Origin of the sequence: Nocardia aurea (assembly GCF_003123685.1) — a bacterium.
Classification (GTDB): domain Bacteria; phylum Actinomycetota; class Actinomycetes; order Mycobacteriales; family Mycobacteriaceae; genus Nocardia; species Nocardia aurea.
In genome coordinates this window covers 59,348-75,463 of record NZ_QCYJ01000003.1, presented here as the reverse complement: position 1 = coordinate 75,463, position 16,116 = coordinate 59,348, and the positions used below count along the sequence as shown (strand labels likewise).

Sequence of the window (16,116 nt, the reverse complement as noted above, 5' to 3'; positions counted from 1 at the left end):
TGCGTGCCCCCTCCGTCGCACGATTCGGCGACGATCTCGGCGACGACGCCACGTCCGGAAAGAACGGGAGAATTCGGTCAACGCGCCTGTTGTCGCCGACCTGTCGCCGCCTCGGAAACGAGGTGGACGTCGCGCAATGCCGTGTGGCACAGGCCCGGCAGCCGATGTCCGGCACGGACCATGACCTCGGCTTCTCGCTGGTGGAGAAGACCGTAGGTGAAGCTCGACTCGCCCGCGTTCTCCGCTTCCCTGCACAGTTGCAGTAGGTGACGTCTCGCGACGACGGCGTCGTGGTATTCCCCCAGAACGTCCTGCACGGCGACGAGATCTGTGAGGACACGGTCGCAATGTTCCGGGTCGACCGGGCGCACGGATTCGAGAAAATAGCGCATACGTCGCGCGGCTTTGCGGACCGCGTGCACGGCGGCGTCGTGTTCGTCCTCTCCGGTGGTGGTCTCGACCGCGTGCAGGCGCACCCGCACCCGGGTCGCGAGTTCACCGAGCAGAACCTCTATTCGATCGGTACGCGCCCAACCGCTCGCGCCGTCACGCAAGGTTTCCACCTCTGTCGTGAGGTCGTCGAGCAAGGTTGTGCACCTCGAAGATCCGAGCAGCCCGAGACCGTCGAGGCGGGCCGGTCGGATGCGCGCGTCGAAGTACGCTGCCATCCGGTCGCGAACAGGACCTCGCACGTAGCGCGGGCGTAGCGTGTCCAGCGCCGCGCCGATGCGTCTCGATTGCGCGTCGAGATCCGGAGCGGCCGCGAGGCCGAAGCCGAACCACCGTAGTTCATCGATCAGTCGGCGGAGTTCGACATGGTGGTCGGCGGCGTTGTGGTGCGCGGCCAAGGCGCTGCGTGCGCGGCGAGCCGCGATGACGATGTCGGCGATCGCGGCCGGTTCGTCGCGCTGGACTTCGTCTCGGCCTTCGCCTATCGCTGTGAGCTGTGTCTGCAGATATTCAGCCAGGCAGTTGCTCAGTAGGTTTCCCGCTGTGGCAGGGTCGCTCGCGCGCGCGGAACCGGGTGCGACCGAGGGGTGCGTGTTCAGGCTCATCGGATCTGCCTCGTCTGTGCGGAAGATGGGTTCGATCTGTTCACCCTGCCCCGGCCCCTGCCGTGTGCGTCAGGGCCAACCGCCTTCTACCCGAGGACCAAAGCCACCAGCCCGGTCGAACGCCGGAACCGAAGACCGCCGCGGGCGAACCCGGTCATGCGATGGCGCCACTGGTCACCGCGGTGGGGAAGGATCCCTCGACGGACTCACCTGCCCCGAACGGCGAGACCGGATCGATGACGGTGGTGACGAGTTCGCCGAACGCGCCTGGGTCGTCCATCAACCATGCGTGCCCACCGGGGACGGTGATCGAAACCGGGAAGGGACGGCGCGAACACCTGCGATCCCATCTCGGCAAGTTTCTCCACCGGACGCAGATAGGCGGGTCCGCCCAATCCCCAGCCGTGCAGAAACAGCACACGCTGCCCGGAACCACCGACGCGGTAGTAGGCGGTACGACCGTCCACCCGAACCGACCGGCGAGTCGTTGTGGAGCGCGGTGCGAGGGTCCCTTTCGTCTTCATAGCACCATCACACTGCGACCACGCCGTGTGGGCCAGGGCCACCCGGTCACCGATCCAGTGGCCCGATGTCACCGTCCGGGGTCCGTACGCGCCACTCACACAGCCGGCAAGACACCACGAGGCCGTCGCCGGTGCGCGGGAACCGTCCCCGCGCACCGAACTCGGGGTCCCCAATGGCCTCACACGATGGGACCCCTGCCCCTGACACCACCGAACATCCGCTGGTCGAATCGAGGGGTCGTCACTTCCTCGACAGTTCGGGCCGGGTCACCCGGCGTATTCCACGATCACGGCGTCGACTTCGACGGTCGACGCAGAAGGGGACGCCATGAACGTCACCGTTCCCGATGAGGCCACGGTGCGCGCGGTCGTGGAGCGCGCGGGCCGAGCACCTTCCTTACACAACAGCTAGCCGTGGCAGTGGCGCTGGAACGGTGTCCGCTTGGCATTGGCCGTCGACGCCGACAGGCTGCTGCCCGCTACCGACGCCTTCAACAGGCAGGGAATCATCGGCTGTGGAGTCGCCCTCCATCACGCGGTGACCGCGTGGGCCGCGGCGGGGTGGCGTCTGCGGGTCGAACGTTTCCCCCGCCCGACCGACCGATCCCACCTCGCATCGCTCGAATTCCGCGAGCACGGCGACCCGCTGGACAGCGACGTGGAGCTCGCCGCCGCGATCGATATCCGCTACACCGACCGCGCTCCTTACGCGGCGCCACACGGATGGCCCGATCTCCTGCCGGTCCTGCGGGAACTGTGCCGCCGACACGACACCGGACTGTCGATGATCGATGACGGGACACGCGAGACGCTCGCCAGGATCTCGTGGAGCGCGTCGGCGCTGAGGCGTCGCGATCCCGACTATCGGACCGAGCTGGCCTGGTGGCTCGGCGGCGCGGGTCCGGACGCGGGCGTCCCCGCCTCGGCTCTCCCCTCTCGTGAAGCAGCCGAACGAGTTCCGACGAATCGCGAGTTCCTCTCCGGCACAAGTGATCAGGGGCCGGAACAACAGGACCAGGCGCAGATCGTCGCGCTGGTCACCGACGACGACACGGTCGAATCGCTGCTGGCATGTGGCGAGGCGTTGTCGGCTGTGCTGCTCGGATGCACTGTCCATGAGCTGTCGAGTTGCGTGATGAGTCATCTCGCCGAATTACCCGCCACGCGCGCACGGGTCGTCGAGGCGATCGGTGAATCCCATCCGCAGATTTTCGTGCGGATAGGCCGCCCCACCGCGCCCGGGCCGCCGAGAACGCCACGACGGCCGGTCGAGGAGGTTCTCGTCATCGAATAGCCCGGCACGTTCTACCCGTCCTGTCCGGACGACTACCCGGAGTCCGGCCCCGACCGGCGAGCTCCGGCCCGTGGTTCTCCGGTGTGAGTGGGGCTGTGGCCGCGAAGTGGTTCGGACGATAGATTCGGAGATGTGCTGTCCGGCTGTTCGAGGACGTTCGCGCGTCCGTTGCTGATGGTCATCCTCGCGATGGCCGTGCTGGGCATGCATCACCTCCTGTTCTCGGTTGCCGACGCCACGGTGCACGGCGCAGCCTCTCACCCCGTTCCCGCCGAAGCGCGAACGAACACCGGTTGCTGCGCGTCGCCGCTACCGGCGGATGAAGTCGAGTCGGACAGCCGAGGCGGTACTCCTGCCGGTGAGCAGCACGGGGGTCACGATCTGCTGCATCTGTGCCTGGCGATCATGGTCGCGATCGCGGGTGTGGCGCTGGTGCTCATCGCCCTGATCTGGTCATCACCCGCGAGAGTCCGGTGCGGGGGGCTGTGCCCGGGTGTGGGCGAGCGTGCGCGTCCGCCGCCGGGGCCGACGTTGCGGCGCCTGGCTGTTCTGTGTGTGTTGCGGCAGTGATCGACATCCGCCGGACCCGGTGAGTTCCCCCGGGTCGCGGCGCCGACTTCTCACGCCCTCAACCTCTTCGAGAACTTCAGGAGTTTTCATGTCCGGCAAGACCCTTACCTCGGCCGCCGTGGCGATCTTGGCTTCGGCGGCTGTGCTGTCCGGCTGTGGTGACGACGATTCCACCGGCGGTCACGACGGTCACACCGATGCCGCGGCCACCACCAGCGCGGCGGCCTCGACCGTCCCGACGAGCAGTGGCGCGGCGACCGGTGTGCGCAACGACGCCGACATCGACTTCGCTCGCGAGATGATTCCGCATCACCAGCAAGCGGTCGCGATGGCGGCGATGGTGCCGTCGCGTTCGACCGATCCAGAGGTGCTGGACTTGGCCGCGCGCATCCAGGCCGCCCAAGACCCCGAGATCGTGACCATGACCGCGTGGTTGCGGGCTTGGGGAGTCCCTGCCACACCCACTACCGGTTCGGGGATGGATCACGGCGGTATGCCCATGACCCCGGGTGCCATGCCGGGGATGATGAGCGATGAGCAGATGGCGCGGATGCGGGACGCGACCGGGGCCGAGTTCGACCGGCTGTGGCTGACCGGGATGATCGCCCATCATCGAGGGGCGATCGAGATGGCGCGGACCGAGCTGACCGCGGGTGCCGACCCCGAGGCCAAGGCCTTGGCCCAGCGGATCATCGACACTCAGCAGGCCGAGATCGCTCGGATGCAGGAGTTGCTGCAAGGCTGATCCCGAACCGGCCGGTGGCCCTGCTTCGAGATCGCGCGAGGTAGGGCCACCCCGGTTGGCGATGCCTGCCACAGCCCACGCCGCCGCACCGTGTTCGAGCCGGACCTCCGCTCCGGCAGGCAAATAGCCGTCCGTCCGGGTCGGTACCTGCCCACCCCGGATCCCGCACTGATTGCTCGGCGCACCACGCTCACCACCGCACCCGGCAGCTCATCTTTACCCGTACCCCCTAGGGGTATATAGTCCGGGTATGTCCAGCGATCAGACTCCCGCCCAGGACCGTCACGCGCATCGGCACGCCGGTCATATCGACACCACGGCCGCTGCCCCGGAGGCCGACACCCACCCCGAGCACAGCGAGACGCACGCCCAACATTCCGGCGACCACGGCCACGAGGGTCACACCGGCCACGACGTCGAGATGTTCCGCCGCCTGTTCTGGGTGATGCTGGCGCTGGCGGCGCCGGTGGTCGGGGCTTCGACGATGTTCGGCGATCTGCTCGGCTACCCGGTGCCCGACGCCCTGTCGTGGGTGTCTCCGCTGGGCGGCACGGTCATGTTCTTCTGGGGCGGGCGGCCGTTCCTGACCGGCGCGGTCACCGAGATCCGTGCCCGTCGACCGGGGATGATGCTGCTGATCGCGCTCGCGATCACCGTCGCCTTCGTCGCGTCCTGGGGCGCGACCCTCGGCCTGCTGGCCCACGACCTGGATTTCTGGTGGGAACTGGCGCTACTCATCGTGATCATGCTGCTCGGGCACTGGATCGAGATGCGCTCACTCGGCCGAGCCTCCAGCGCCCTGGAATCACTGGCAGCCCTGCTTCCGGACCAAGCCGAGCGTCTCGGTGAGGACGGCGCGGCGACTACCGTCGCCGTCGGCGATCTGCGTGCCGGAGACCTGGTCGTGGTGCGCCCGGGCGGGCGTGTGCCCGCCGACGGCACCGTCGAGACCGGCACCGCCGACGTCGACGAATCCATGATCACCGGCGAATCCACCCCCGTGCGCCGCGCACCGGGGGACAAAGTCGTCGCCGGAACCGTCACCACCGATTCCGCCCTGCGCGTACGGATCACCGCTGTCGGTGACGACACCGCGCTGGCGGGCATCCAGCGACTGGTCGCCGAAGCCCAGAACTCCACCTCCCGCGCCCAGGTCCTCGCCGACCGCGCCGCCGCCCTGTTGTTCTGGTTCGCCTCCTTTTCCGCCATACTCACCGCGACGATGTGGCTGCTTCTCGGTGAACCCGAGTCCGCGATCAGCCGCACCATCACCGTCCTGGTCATCGCCTGCCCGCACGCTCTCGGGCTGGCCATCCCACTGGTGATCGCCATCGCCACCGAACGCGCCGCCCGAGGCGGGGTCCTCATCACCGACCGCCGAGCCCTGGAAGCCATGCGGACCGTGGACGCGGTGCTGTTCGACAAGACCGGCACCCTCACCCGCGGCGAGCCCGCCCTGGTCGAGGCCACCGGCGCCGACGGCACCACCGAGGATCGGGTCATCGCTCTGGCCGCGGCGGTCGAAGCCGACAGCGAACACCCCCTCGGGCGTGCCATCGTCACCGCCGCCACCGACCGCGGCCTGACGGTGCCCGTCGCGTCGGATTTCGCCGCCCGCAACGGTATCGGCGTCACCGCCGCCGTCGACGGCGCCACCGTCTCGGTCGGCGGCCCCGGCCTGCTCGCCGAACACCGACTCACCGCCCTACCCGAAACCGATCCGTGGGCCGAACAGGGCTCCACCGTGCTGCACATCGTGCGGAACGGGCAGATCGTGGGTGCGGTCGCCCTGGCCGATGAGATCCGTCCCGAGTCCGCTCGAGCCGTCGCCGCACTGCACGAGCGGGGAATCCACGTCGCGATGATCACCGGCGACGCCGAGCCCGTCGCCCGCACCGTCGCCGCACACCTGGGTATCGATGAGGTCTTCGCCGGTGTCCTGCCCCGGGACAAGGGTGCCAAGGTCCGAGCACTGCAAGACGCCGGGCGGACCGTGGCGATGGTCGGCGACGGCGTCAACGACGCCCCCGCACTGGCCCGCGCCGATGTCGGCATCGCCATCGGCGCGGGCACCGATGTGGCGATCGCCTCGGCCGGGGTCGTGCTGGCCAGCGACGACCCACGCTCGGTTCTCTCGGTCATCGAGCTGTCGAAAGCGACCTACCGCAAGATGATCCAGAACCTCACCTGGGCAGCCGGATACAACATCATCGCCGTCCCGCTGGCCGCCGGAATCCTCGCGCGCTGGAACATCACCCTGCCCATGGAAGTCGGCGCCCTACTCATGTCGGCCTCCACCGTCGTCGTCGCCCTCAACGCCCAACTCCTGCGACGCCTCGACCTCCGACCCGACACCATCTCACCCGCCACGGCGCCGTCACCGCACTGAGGTCGAGGCGCTGGCGCGCGCTTGTCGCCTTCGAGGTCGTTCACTCGTTGTTCGCTTGCGTCCAGGTTCGACACCTATCAATATCGACTCATGTCAAAATCGGAACTGGTGGTCACGCCGGTGCAGGAGTGTGCGGGGTCACCGGTCGTGCGCCCGCCCATCTCGGCCGAGACCGCCGGTGCGCTGGCGGGGGTGTTCAAGGCGTTGTCGGACCCGGTTCGGTTGCGGGTGTTGAGCGCGGTCGCGTCGCGGGCGGATCACGAAGCGTGCGTGTGTGATCTGTCGGAGGGCATCGACGTCACCCAGCCGACGATCTCCCACCATTTGAAGGTGCTGCGCGAGGCCGGGGTACTCAGCAGCGAGCGCCGCGCCTCGTGGGTCTACTACCGGGTCGAACCCGCGGTGCTGCGGCAGATCTCGGCGTTCCTCGATGTCGTGACGCCGGAGGAGGGTCGGTGAGCGGGTTGGCGCGGCGGGTGGTCGCGGAGTTCGTGGGCAGTGCGTCATTGGTCGCGGTAGTGGTCGGTTCGGGGATCGCCGCGCAACAGCTGTCCCCCGGCGACAGCGGGTTGCAGTTGTTGCAGAACTCGACCGCGACGGTGCTCGGACTGGCGGTGTTGATCCTGGTGTTCGGTCCGGTGTCGGGTGCGCACTTCAACCCGGTTGTCTCGCTGGCAGATTGGTGGCTCGGGCGACACAACGGAACCGGTCTCGGCACCCTCGATCTGCCGGCCTATATCGGTGCCCAGCTCGCGGGGTGCTCGGCCGGAGCGGTGTTGGCGAATGTGATGTTCGAGGTAGGCGCGTTCCAGGTCTCGACCCACGTGCGGGTCAGCGACGGGCATGTGGTCGGTGAGGTGGTGGCCACGGCGGGGTTGTTGGCGGTGATCTTCGCGCTGGCGCGGACCGGTCGTGCGGGGCTCTCGGCGGCCGCGGTGGGGGCGTATATCGGTGCGGCGTACTGGTTCACCAGTTCGACCTCCTTCGCCAATCCGGCGGTCACGGTGGGGCGGATGTTCTCCGACACCTTCGCCGGGATCGCCCCCGCCTCGGTGCCCGCGTTCGTCGGCGCGCAGCTGCTGGGCGCGGTGCTGGGGCTGGGATTGATCGTGTGGCTCTACCCCGACAGCGCCGCCTCGGCGGACAACGTCGTGGTGCCGCACGAGAGCACCGAAGCCGACAATCAGTCTCACCATTGAAAGGAACCGTCCCGCATGGCATCCACACCGAGTGTGTTGTTCGTCTGTGTCCACAACGCCGGTCGCTCGCAGATGGCAGCCGGTTTCCTGACCCATCTGGCCGGGGACGAGATCGAGGTCCGTTCGGCGGGCAGCGCCCCGGCCGATTCATTGAATCCGGCTGCGGTGGCGGCGATGAGCGAGGTCGGGATCGATATCACCGCTCAGGTCCCGAAAGTGCTCACCTACGACGCGGTCGAGACCTCCGACGTGGTGATCACGATGGGCTGCGGTGACACCTGCCCGGTCCTGCCGGGCGTGAGTTACCGCGACTGGCAACTCGAGGACCCGGCAGGCCGGGACGTGGAGGCGGTGCGCCCGATCCGCGACGAGATCCGGTCACGGATCGAGGCGCTGATCGCCGAACTCCTGCCCGCTCGCAGCTGAGCACGCCATTCGATACTCGACGCTGTCCTCGAGCAACGCCGGATCGGCCTGGCAGCGCAGGTCGGTTTCGATGACCTCGGGACGACGCCCGAAATCAGGCAGCGGAAGGGCGCGACTGCTCGGGGTCGGTCAGACCCATGATCTCTTCCCACCAACCGGTGAGGGGGCTGGGATCGGGCCAGGTAACGGAGGGTCGTTCGCTGGGGGTCGCGGTGCGCGCGTGCGGGGCGTCGGTCATGAGGTATTCCTTGCTGCCGAATCCACTGAGCTGAGTCGCGCTCACCGCGCCGAGGAAGGGCGAAATGAGTCGCTGGGTTGTGTACGGTATAGCCCGCCCTTCGCTTCTCAAACCGCGCGCGGCCCCTTCCCGCCTGTGCGATGCCGCACAGGAGCCGCTCCGAGGGTCGAAATCAGGCGATCGGCGGTACCGGTGCGACGACACACCGCTTCGACATCACGATCCTCGTTTTACAGCGAGGCCAGCGAGTAATGTCGCCGCTCGTCACGGCCGGTGTTCGGGCAAAGGGCCCGGCCGTGACATCCGAATCGGGTGATGGATTTGTCGCGCTCGGCCGGATGTCGGGCCTTCGGATCCCCGGCGGGGAGGTGCGCCCAGGGGCGGGCGTCGGCTCACTCTCACCACTTCGCTGCTCGGTGCCGCTGATACCGCGCGAGACGCGGCATCAGCGGCGATTCCATCGTTGGTCCGAGCGGCCTGTCAGCGTTCCCACGACCTGGACATTTCTGGCGCACCGGAGACTATCCACGGTCCGCAGTGGTCGCTGAACAGCCGGGTCGGAGCGGGCCTCCGACACGGGCCGGCGCGTCCGGGACGTGTCGGTGGTCAGCTCGCTGCGGAGTACGAATGGACGGGGCTACCTCGACCGAGGTCGATTACTGGCAGATTTCTGCAACCAGGTCGTTGGTGCCGGTGTAGATGTTCGAGTCGGACACCAGCCCTTCCATCGCGGGGTGGGCATTGGCGTTCTCAGCCACGACGTAGTCCCAGATCTCGGTCATGCCGGATGCTCCGTACACGGCTTGGCCCACCCGTTGGCAGACGATGTGGACGGTGGAGCCTTCGGGGAGATATCCGACCGACTTACAGTCTGTCGAGGGGTACTGGACGGGGTGGTAGCAGTCACGCACGGTGGCGCCTCCCACTTTCACTGCCGCCAGATGCCAATCCGCCTCGGCGGTTCCTGAGGAACTGAGGAAACCCGCTCCCAGCACCAAAGCGACTCCGAGAATCTTCAGCGTCGCGGGCAGCCGACTATCGAACCGTCCGTTCTTGTGCGTGCCCTTGGTTCGCATCAAGCCTCCTCTGATCACTACCCGCCGGACAGCCAGCCACACGCTGAGCTCGAAATGACGACGAGGACCTGATCGTAGGCGCGATCTCGCCGTCCTATTGTCGTGTGAACAGCTGACTTTCGCCGCCGTCGACACCGGTCGACGCTCGCGTACACACCGCCGAACGAGACACGCGGGAGTCGAAAATCCGAGATCGATTGTCCGACAACTGGGACCTGATGCATGGATCGGTGGCATCGTCACCGGATCATACGACGGTCCGGGTCGATTCGGGCGAATCCGATTGCCGGGGAGGCGTTGTGGTGAGTGCGCGGGCTGAGCGGGTACCACTCAGGCAAGAAGAGGTTCGGCGGCAGCGGCATGTGCCAGTTGCTTCGCGTACAGCCGGTGGATCTCGAGCATGAGGTACTGGGCGCGGGTGCCGTCGGTCTGCTCGACGACCGAGAGCAGGTGAGCGTCGACCAGTTCGTCGAGGGCGTCCATCCCCGACGCGCCGGAATTGCCCGGCAGAGTGACGGTCGTGAAGAGTTCGCGCGGACCGAGGGTGGTGCCGAGATATCGGAACGCGGCGGCGGCGCGCGGACCCAGTCGGTCGACCGTGGGAGCCATGCTGCGGCGGATATCGAGCGTGCCGTAGCTGAATTCGTTCAATCGCTGCTGCTCGTCCGACATCCTCCCGAGTTGGCCCGCGACGGTCCAGTGGGGGCGGGCGGCCAATCTCGCGCCGACCGCCCGCAATGCGAGCGGAATGCCCGAACAGCAGCGGACGAGGGCACTCGCTGCCCATTCCTCGGCGTGGATCCGCTCGGTCCCGACATCGGCTTCCAATATCTCGATGCTCTCGGCCATCGTGAGTTCGCGCAGCACCACGGTGTGAATGCGGTTGAGGCCGAGCGACACTCGACTGGTGATCAACGCGGAACTGCGAGGCCCGACCGTGAGCAACGGTGCGATCTGCTCGTCGCTGGCGGCGTCGTCGAGCAGTACCAGCATGCGGCGCTCGGCCAGTAGTTCCCGATATCGAGCGGCTCGGGCGAGGGCGTCGGCGGGGATCTCGGTGTCGGAAAGACCGAGCCCGCGGAGCAGGCGCGCGAGTACAGCTCCGGGAGGGGCGGGTTCGGAGGTCAGGCCGCCGAGATCGGCGCGCAGCACACCGTCGGGGAATCGATCGTGGAGCAGGGTCGCGGTCTGTGCCGCCAGGGCGGATTTGCCGATTCCGGGGCCTCCGGTGACCAGTACGGGCCGGACTCCGTGACCGGTGTCTTCGGTGAATGCTTGCCTGAGTCGGTCGATTTCGCCCTGGCGCCCACGGAAGGTCATCGCGTCGGGTAGCCGGGCGACCTCGGCGGGCGCGCGCGTCGAGGTCGAGACGAGACGGGGGATGCCGGGCTGCTGTCGGCCGAGCAGCCGCGAATGTAGTTCGCGTAACCGAGGGCCCGGATCCACGCCGAGTTCGGCGACGAACGCTCGGCGCATCCGGTCGTAGTGCGAGAGCGCCTCCGCACTTCGGTTGTCGAGGTAGTAGGCCGTCAGCAGACGTTCGTGTAGATCCTCGGCCAGAGGGCTGTCCATCAGCGCTTTGCGCAGATCGGCCGAAACCATTTTCAGTTCACCCGATCGCAGCCCGGTATCGGCCCGATCGATCACCACCTCGTGCCGTAGTTGACGCAGACTCTCGCGAAAATTCCTGGTCCAGTCGCTGTCGAGCCCGGCACACGGCTCACCGCGCCACAGGTCGAGCGCCCGCGCCAGGGTGGCGGCCCGATCGGGGTGGTCGGCGTCCATGGCTCGTTCCGAAGCGAGGAGGCGGCGGAATTCGGTCAGATCGATGCGGTCCGGGTTCACCTCCAGCCGGTATCCGCCGAAGGTACGCCGGATCTGCACCGGGGTCTCGGTATGTCCGGTGGCCGCGCGCAGAATCCGACGCAACCGGGCCACGTATGTGTATACCGAATGCCGGACGGTTTCCGGCGGATCGTCCCACACGCGGTCGACCAGAATATCGGTGGATATCGGACGGTCGGGTTCGGCGAGAAGGACTGCCATAATTCCGCGTTGTTTGGAAGGCCCCAGATCTATGGTCCGACCGTCGACCACAAGCTCCACGAACCCCAGCAGTCTGAATTCGACCATGTCCCCTACCGATAAAGATATCTACCAGCGAACACCACTGTTCATATAGTTTCGCGAGCGTAGCATGCACCAATACCGGCGGCAAATACCTTTTCTCCGAGGGTTCACAGGGACGTAACGCGAATTACGGTCGTCATTCCGCGACACACAGCCGCACGACACCGGAACGCAGCAGCGCGTCCGGCAGCACGGCGGCCGGGCGCAGCCACACCGGCGAGCGACGCCACCGCGCCGCGGCCGAGAAGATCGACTCGTTGTCCGTCCGAGTCCAGCCCTGAAAGAAGGCCGCCCCTCGCGCAGGCCCGAAAGCCCACTGCGCCTGTCCGAGATGCCTGCCCATCGTGCGATTCACCAACCACAGCAGGGATGGGGTCCACAGGTCGGTGATCCACCAGCGCACCCCGGCCGCGAGCAGAACCTCCGACAGTCCGCGAACCTGGGCGGGCTCCAGGTATTGGAGCAAACCCTCGGTGATCACCAGCGGTCGTCGCGCACCATCGACCGCGGCTGTGACGAAGGCCGCGCACGCTGCCGGATCGGTCAGGTCGACCGAACTCCTCGTCACGCGGCAGTGCGGCTCCTCATCGACCAGCGCCCGGTTCTTGGCGTCGACGATCTTGGGCAGATCGACCTCGAACCACGACAGGGCCTGCGGCAGATCGAGTCGATAGGGACGGGTATCCCAACCCGCCGCCAGGTTCAGCACGCGGTCACAGCCTTCGGCCAGGGATCTCGCGATCAGGCCGTCGATCAACGCCGTGCGCACCACGGGTGGCCATCCACCGCGACTGCCCGGCACCGCCACTTTGGATGACAACACCGCCCCGCGTAATTCTCCAGCCAATCTCTCAGCGATCGGGTCGGTGAAGAGAGCATCCGGCCGCAGCGATTCCTCGGCACGATATGCGGCCATCCAGATCGCTGTATCCGATACCTCGGAGATGGAAATCGATGATTCAACCATGTTCTCTATTTCTTTTCGTCAGTGCGGTTTCCGTGCGACTCCTATATAGGTGCACGATAGATCGCCGGTTTCCCTGATGACGAGTTTGCCGCGGCGCTTTCCGAGTATCGTCAGCCCGCGCAAGCTCCCCTCGCCTGCCAGACCTGCGTCGGCGAGGTAACCGCGCAATTCGCCGGGCGTGATGAAGTCTTTCCACAGGTGTACGCCTTTTGTGCCTACCGCGAGGAGATACTCGGGAATCCAGATCATGACGATCCGCGAGCGAACGGTTCGGTTGATCGTGTCGAAACAGAACACCCCGCCCGGCGTGAGAACTCGCGCGATCTCGCTGATCGACCGGGCCGGATCTGCCACATGTTCGAGCACGTCTACACAGGTGACGATATCGAAGGCGGCATCGGGAAACGGCAGGGACTCGGCGGTTCCCACGCTGTAGTCGATCTGTTTCCCGGTCTGTTCGGCATGCCGCCGGGCCGCGGCGATCAGACTCGTCGACGGATCGACGCCGGTCACCGATGCTCCACGGGCGGAAAGGAATTCGGTGGTGAATCCGCCGCCGCACCCGACATCGAGCACCCGTTTGCCCGCCCACTCGTCGACGTGGGTATCGAAATAGGCGAAGCGCGGTCGCTGGAAGGAAGCCAGTCCACTCATCTGCGAATCCTGGGACCACCAGGTGTCGGCGAACTGGGCGAAGAAATATTCGTCGGTGCTGTTACCCGTCATCGTCTCGTCTCGCTGTCGACGGCCGCCCCCGGCACACGCCAGCGTCGGCCGTAGGAAATATGGTTTCGTTCGGCGATCCGGAACGCGATCATCGGCCAGACCACTCGTTGTACCGCTTCACGGGTGCGGATCAGCAGCGGATGTTCGAAGGCGCCCGCCTGCCCGATCAGATAAGCCGTTCGCTGCATCGGCGAGGTGCGCCTACGACGTTCGGATTCGTACGACCGCAGCGCCGCGACCGGATCGTCCGTGTCGCCGAGGTGACCGGCGAGCACGAGCGCGTCCTCCAATGCCTGGCAGGCTCCCTGCCCGATGTCGAAGGTGATCGGGTGGGCCGCGTCGCCGAGCAGGGTCACCCGTCCTCGGCCCCAGCACCTGGCCGGTTTCCGGTCGAAGACATCGTTGCGGATGATCGCGCTCGCCGGCGTGGCCGCCAGGATGTCCTCGACCGGCGGCATCCAGCCCCGGTGGCGCTCGGCCAGCAACCGCCGCACCGCGGCGTCGTCACGTCCGCCCGAGGGACCGTTGGCCACGCTCATCCAGTGCACCTTGCCCGGCGCGACGTCATAGAAGGCGAAACGCGTTCCCGGTCCGAACAATCCGTAGAAGCTGCCCGGCGGGATGAGTTCGTGCCGCAGTTCGGCGACACCGCGCCATGCGATATGCCCGTTGTAACGCGCGGGCGACGGGCCGAACAGCGCCGAGCGCACCGTGCTGTGTACACCGTCCGCACCGATCAGCAGATCGCCGCGTTCCACACTTCCGTCCGACAATTCCACTGTCACGCCGGTATCGTCGCTCTGGACCGCGACGACCTCCGCGCCCGTCCTGACCTGCGGCACCGGTTCCCGCTGTGCCAGCGCGGTCATCAAGATCGCGTGCAGGGCCGATCTCTGGATCGCTACCGTCGGTGTCCCGTAACGGTCGATGAAATCGGCCACCGGCCACCGGCCGAACAGCTCACCGCGCCAAGTGCCGAAGTGGCAGACCCGCTGCACGGGGGCGATATCGAGCACCGATCCGAGCACGCCGAGGTAATCCAGCGCCAGGGTTCCGTTGGTCCAGATGTGCAGTCCAGCACCACCGTCGCGCAGGGCTTCGGCGCGCTCGAAGATCCTGGTGGCGATCCCCACGCGCTGCAAGGCGAGTGCGGCGGCGAGTCCGCCGATTCCACCCCCGGCGATGAGTACAGTCGGCCGTCCACTCATGATCGCTGTCTCCGCCGCTTGCCGAAGAAGCCGAGACCGAGCGCTTCCATCATCCCGTTGTCGACCCCGATCGCCCAGCGCTCGGCCATTCGTCCCGCCTCGAGCCGCCACACCACCACCCCGCGGAATTCGACCGGAGCGCCGGTCGGCGCCACACCGAGCAGGGTGCCCAGAAATGTTCCGCGCCAGGTGCAGTGGATGACGACATAGTCGTCGTGGGCACTGGACGCGTCGATGCTCACGTGCAGATCGGGGAAGGCGGCGCGCAGTCCGGCGATGGTGTATTTGACGCCGTCGATGCCGTCCGGTGCTCCCGGCAGGCCCTGGTGATCCACCACGTCGGTTCGATAGTGCCGATCGCAGACCGTGGTGTCGCCCCTGTTGACGAAACCGTCGTAGACCGACCGCACGATCTCGAGGTTGTGCTCAGGAGACACCGGCAGCTCCATCCGGCGTCGGGGCCTCCCAGGTCATGGTGAGGCCCGCGTACAGATATCGGCTGGCCTCGATCGCCAGCAGCATGACAGTGTCACCCGGTTGTACGCGCCCGCTGACCCAGCCAGCGTCCAGGGCCAGCGGCACCGCCGCGGACCCGGTCGCACCGACATCGGCCAGGTTTTCGACCATCCGTTTGGCCAGGGTCGCGCGATCGGCGTCCGCGACTCCGGCGGCGGCGAATTCCTTGGCGAAGTACTCCGCGTTGCCCTCGGGCACCACGTAGGCGTCGATATCGGCCACGGCCGAACCCGAACGGGCGAACATATCCACCATGGCCTCCGCGAAGACACGCGGCCCGAACTTCTGGGTGCCCGACACATCGAGTTTCATCTCGACGAGCCGCTTGCGGCGCACCTGGACCGCGGCCGGTGCGTCCGTCCCGCCGCCGATGATCTGCATACCGGGTTTACGAGCACCACCCATACACCGGGTCGCGAACGTGAATTCCGCTGCGACGTCGGCACTTCCCGACTCCCCCGCACGCAGCACCTGGGCACCGGCGCCGTCGCCGAAGGTATAGATCGTGAGCAGGTCACGCATACGCAGTTTCGCCGGGTCCTGGCCGAGGAACATCGGAGCGAACAGCGGGGAGATCGATTCGGCGCCGATCACGACGGCGGTGCGGTAGCTGCCGTCTGCCAGTAGCCTCCGCGCGTAGTCCAGCCCCTGTACGGCCCCGACGCAGCCCGCGCGAAATTCGATGGCAGCGCATTGTTCCAGCCCGAGTTTCTCCTGCACATAGGTCACGGCGGCCGGCAGCGGGAACTCGGGACTGGCGGTCGACATGACGAGCAGGTCGACTTCGGCCGCGTCGACACGGGCACGTCGCAGCGCCTGTCGGGCCGCCGCGACCGCCATATCCGCGGTGCCGGTCCGATGTTCACCGGTCGCCGGGTCGATGATCCAGTGTCTGGTCCGTACCTGGATCTCGTCGAGGACATCGGGCGGCAGCGCACCGCACAGCGCGGTCAGCGCGGCGTTGTCGATCGGATCCCCCGGCAGGTACGCCCCGGTGGCCAGCACCGAAACATGACGGGTATCGGATGAGGTGGTCGGCATTGATGTCTGTCC

16 protein-coding genes and 1 pseudogene are annotated in these 16,116 nt (G+C 67.1%); 7 read left to right on the top strand and 10 right to left on the bottom strand.

The annotated features are described in order from the left end of the window. Positions 1-77: 77 nt before the first annotated feature. Positions 78-1,055, bottom strand: a complete 978-nt coding sequence (locus DAT37_RS00430) for a CHAD domain-containing protein (protein WP_109522646.1) — start codon at positions 1,053-1,055, stop codon at positions 78-80. A gap of 154 nt (positions 1,056-1,209) precedes the next feature. After that, positions 1,210-1,335 (bottom strand): hypothetical protein, encoded by a 126-nt coding sequence (locus DAT37_RS45995; RefSeq protein WP_269814725.1) that lies wholly within the window; start codon positions 1,333-1,335, stop codon positions 1,210-1,212. A 668-nt stretch (positions 1,336-2,003) separates the two neighbouring features. Here DAT37_RS45995 and DAT37_RS00425 point away from each other — a divergent pair. The 7 genes and pseudogenes from DAT37_RS00425 to DAT37_RS00395 form a co-directional block, all read left to right on the top strand. After that, a pseudogene (locus tag DAT37_RS00425) lies at positions 2,004-2,873 on the top strand (Acg family FMN-binding oxidoreductase); the annotation flags it as partial. A gap of 168 nt (positions 2,874-3,041) precedes the next feature. Further along, complete coding sequence (locus DAT37_RS00420; protein ID WP_157978224.1) at positions 3,042-3,443, top strand: DUF6153 family protein; 402 nt, start codon at positions 3,042-3,044, stop codon at positions 3,441-3,443. A gap of 88 nt (positions 3,444-3,531) precedes the next feature. Then, the gene (locus DAT37_RS00415; protein WP_109522644.1) at positions 3,532-4,188 is read left to right on the top strand and encodes a DUF305 domain-containing protein; all 657 of its coding nucleotides are present in this window, start codon (positions 3,532-3,534) and stop codon (positions 4,186-4,188) included. Positions 4,189-4,438: 250 nt separating this feature from the next. After that, the gene (locus DAT37_RS00410; RefSeq protein ID WP_109522643.1) at positions 4,439-6,577 is read left to right on the top strand and encodes a copper-translocating P-type ATPase; all 2,139 of its coding nucleotides are present in this window, start codon (positions 4,439-4,441) and stop codon (positions 6,575-6,577) included. A gap of 90 nt (positions 6,578-6,667) precedes the next feature. Continuing rightward, complete coding sequence (locus DAT37_RS00405; protein WP_109522642.1) at positions 6,668-7,036, top strand: ArsR/SmtB family transcription factor; 369 nt, start codon at positions 6,668-6,670, stop codon at positions 7,034-7,036. Further along, on the top strand, positions 7,033-7,776 hold the full coding sequence (locus DAT37_RS00400) for an aquaporin (protein ID WP_109522641.1): 744 nt from the start codon (positions 7,033-7,035) through the stop codon (positions 7,774-7,776). Before DAT37_RS00405 ends, DAT37_RS00400 begins: the two co-directional genes overlap by 4 nt. Before the next feature lie 15 nt (positions 7,777-7,791). Next, positions 7,792-8,202: an arsenate reductase ArsC gene (locus DAT37_RS00395; RefSeq protein WP_109522640.1), complete on the top strand. Its 411-nt coding sequence runs from the start codon at positions 7,792-7,794 to the stop codon at positions 8,200-8,202. 94 nt (positions 8,203-8,296) lie between these two features. On the opposite strand, the gene DAT37_RS00390 is transcribed toward DAT37_RS00395, so the two are convergent. From DAT37_RS00390 to DAT37_RS00355, 8 genes are all read right to left on the bottom strand, one after another. Then, entirely contained in the window at positions 8,297-8,485 is a 189-nt protein-coding gene (locus DAT37_RS00390; protein WP_109522639.1) for a hypothetical protein, read from the bottom strand. A gap of 611 nt (positions 8,486-9,096) precedes the next feature. Further along, entirely contained in the window at positions 9,097-9,516 is a 420-nt protein-coding gene (locus DAT37_RS00385) for a hypothetical protein (RefSeq protein ID WP_157978223.1), read from the bottom strand. A 330-nt stretch (positions 9,517-9,846) separates the two neighbouring features. Beyond that, on the bottom strand, positions 9,847-11,649 hold the full coding sequence (locus DAT37_RS00380) for an AfsR/SARP family transcriptional regulator (RefSeq protein WP_109522637.1): 1,803 nt from the start codon (positions 11,647-11,649) through the stop codon (positions 9,847-9,849). Between the two features lie 133 nt (positions 11,650-11,782). Next, positions 11,783-12,613 carry a class I SAM-dependent methyltransferase gene (locus tag DAT37_RS00375; protein WP_109522636.1) on the bottom strand — a complete coding sequence of 277 codons (831 nt, stop codon included), beginning with the start codon at positions 12,611-12,613 and terminating at the stop codon, positions 11,783-11,785. 18 nt (positions 12,614-12,631) lie between these two features. Then, on the bottom strand, positions 12,632-13,339 hold the full coding sequence (gene ubiG / locus DAT37_RS00370; RefSeq protein WP_109522635.1) for a bifunctional 2-polyprenyl-6-hydroxyphenol methylase/3-demethylubiquinol 3-O-methyltransferase UbiG: 708 nt from the start codon (positions 13,337-13,339) through the stop codon (positions 12,632-12,634). Next, positions 13,336-14,547, bottom strand: coding sequence for an FAD-dependent monooxygenase (locus DAT37_RS00365; RefSeq protein ID WP_109522634.1), 1,212 nt, complete (start codon positions 14,545-14,547; stop codon positions 13,336-13,338). The genes ubiG and DAT37_RS00365 overlap by 4 nt, the downstream gene beginning before the upstream one ends. Beyond that, positions 14,544-14,984, bottom strand: a complete 441-nt coding sequence (locus DAT37_RS00360; RefSeq protein ID WP_198654020.1) for an ester cyclase — start codon at positions 14,982-14,984, stop codon at positions 14,544-14,546. The genes DAT37_RS00365 and DAT37_RS00360 overlap by 4 nt, the downstream gene beginning before the upstream one ends. Next, entirely contained in the window at positions 14,974-16,104 is a 1,131-nt protein-coding gene (locus DAT37_RS00355; protein WP_109522632.1) for a 3-oxoacyl-ACP synthase III family protein, read from the bottom strand. Before DAT37_RS00355 ends, DAT37_RS00360 begins: the two co-directional genes overlap by 11 nt. Positions 16,105-16,116 lie beyond the last annotated feature (12 nt).